This window comes from Brunnivagina elsteri CCALA 953 (genome assembly GCF_002289455.1).
Lineage (GTDB): Bacteria > Cyanobacteriota > Cyanobacteriia > Cyanobacteriales > Nostocaceae > Brunnivagina > Brunnivagina elsteri.
The window spans coordinates 1-2,151 of the sequence record NZ_NTFS01000663.1; the positions used below are offsets into that span (position 1 = coordinate 1).

The following is a 2,151-nucleotide window of genomic DNA, read 5'->3' on the forward strand; positions in this document are numbered from 1 at the left end:
AAAACTTAACATTTTGCAGTTTTGAATGACAATATAGTTAAGAAAAATTAAGAGATTGAGAATCTTATCAATTAGATAATCTATTTACAAGGGTTTAGGTTATGTAGTATGCTTAAACTGAGTTTGATAAAATAGGGGCATGGTATTTAATAAAAATGTTTTTAAAGCCTGTAATCACCAAAATCAGTTACTTTTTCCCTTTTGTCACATAACAAGCTACAAAATAAAACTCATCCTCCAGTAAAGATTTGTGAATTAAATGCTGCTACTTGTTGTATTTATTCAGAGTAGGGCAAATGAACTATTGACTTTTGAAATAAAATACGCGTTAAACCGCCAGACGCAGAAGAAAATAAGAGTATAAAATTGGAATTAGAGTAATCCAAGAAATAAATGATCCAACTGTTGATCCTGAGTCGCTATGTAATAGACAGAGATGCTTCATTGCGCTTCGCTCCATTCAGCATGACAATTGGGCACTTTTTTACTTGGAACACTCTTAAATAAAACAAAACAAAAAAAAGGTGGATATTACCCACCTTAAAAATATTTTATTTAGATAATCTAAAATCACCTATCAACCGACCCCATAATCACGTCGATACTACCAAGAATCACCACAATATCGGCAACCTTCATCCCCCGCAATAAATGGGGGAGAATTTGTAAGTTATTGTAATCAGCCGGACGAATCTTGAAACGCCAGGGGAACACATTGTCATCGCCAACCATATAAATTCCCAACTCACCCTTACCGCTTTCAATACGGACATAGCTTTCACCTTTGGGAATCTTGAAAGTTGGGGAAACCTTCTTGGCAATATACTGATAATCAAAACCGTTCCATTCCGATTTCGCGCCTTCCATCATCCGCTTTGCCTCAAGATTCTCATAAGGTCCCCCAGGAAGACCATTGAGAGCTTGACGGAGAATCTTCACGGATTCGCGCATTTCCCGCATCCGCACCACATACCGCGCCATACAATCCCCAGCAGTCTCCCACTGTACATCCCAATCAAAATCGTCATAGCATTCGTAATGGTCAACCTTCCGCAAATCCCACTGCACACCGGAAGCACGTAACATGGGACCAGAAAGACCCCAATTTATGGCTTCATCGCGGGTAATAGTACCAATTCCCTCAATGCGACGGCGGAAAATGGGGTTATTCGTCACCAATTTTTCGTACTCGTCAATTTTGGCGGGTAAGTAGTCGCAGAAGTCCAAGCATTTATCAACCCAACCATAGGGTAAATCAGCCGCCACACCACCAACGCGCCAATAGTTGTTATTAACCAGACGGTAGCCTGTTGCAGCTTCCCACAGATCATAAATCATTTCCCGTTCGCGGAACTGATAGAAGAAGGGGGTTTGTGCCCCCACGTCAGCGAGGAAGGGACCGAACCAGAGTAAATGGTTGGCGATGCGGTTCAATTCCAGCATGATGACGCGGATGTAGCTAGCGCGTTTGGGAACCGTAATACCCGCGATTTTTTCCGGTGCATTGACTGTAACGGCTTCGTTAAACATCCCAGCAGCATAATCCCAACGACTAACGTAGGGGACATACATAACTGTGCTGCGGTTTTCGGCGATTTTTTCCATTCCCCGATGTAGATAACCAATTACGGGTTCGCAGTCAATACAATCTTCACCATCGAGGGTGACAATCAACCGCAAAACTCCATGCATTGAGGGATGGTGCGGTCCCATGTTTAGCACCATCGGTTCTGTGCGGGTTTCAATTCTAGCCATAGATTTTAGTGTTCTCCCGTTGTCAAAATATAAAATTGAATCGCTCAGAAGCCAAGTTAATCAATGACGTGTCAAGCAGATTCGTCATCAATACCCGTTTGGGAAAGTTTGCTGGAGAAAATATCTCCTTACTAAGGCAGTTGGGATAGTTAAGGGAATCTCCGCAATCCTAGTACCATTACTTTCCGTTTACAAATTTACCTTGGAGAGGGGGTGGAAGTTGCAGGATGCAATTAAATATTCATTTTGGTTGTACATACTATAATTATATGGATTTTAGATTTTTGGATAGGGGATTCTATCTTTAGATTATCGCTTTAACAAGCTTGTTCTGTTTAATTCCCCAGCAATAGAAAGGCAGCGTGCAAACTTTGCCACTGTCCGTATCCCCGTGGC

At 41.8% G+C, this 2,151-nt stretch carries 1 protein-coding gene; it reads right to left on the reverse strand.

Going from position 1 to position 2,151, the window contains the following annotated elements:
- Positions 1–570 precede the first annotated feature (570 nt).
- Positions 571–1,755, reverse strand: a complete 1,185-nt coding sequence (locus CK510_RS29640; protein ID WP_095725022.1) for an NAD(P)H-quinone oxidoreductase subunit H — start codon at positions 1,753–1,755, stop codon at positions 571–573.
- Positions 1,756–2,151: the final 396 nt, after the last annotated feature.

Excerpts from the sequence above, each read along its gene's own strand:
- CK510_RS29640 (WP_095725022.1), bottom strand. The coding sequence starts at position 1,755 with ATGGCTAGAATTGAAACCCGCACAGAACCGATGGTGCTAAACATGGGA.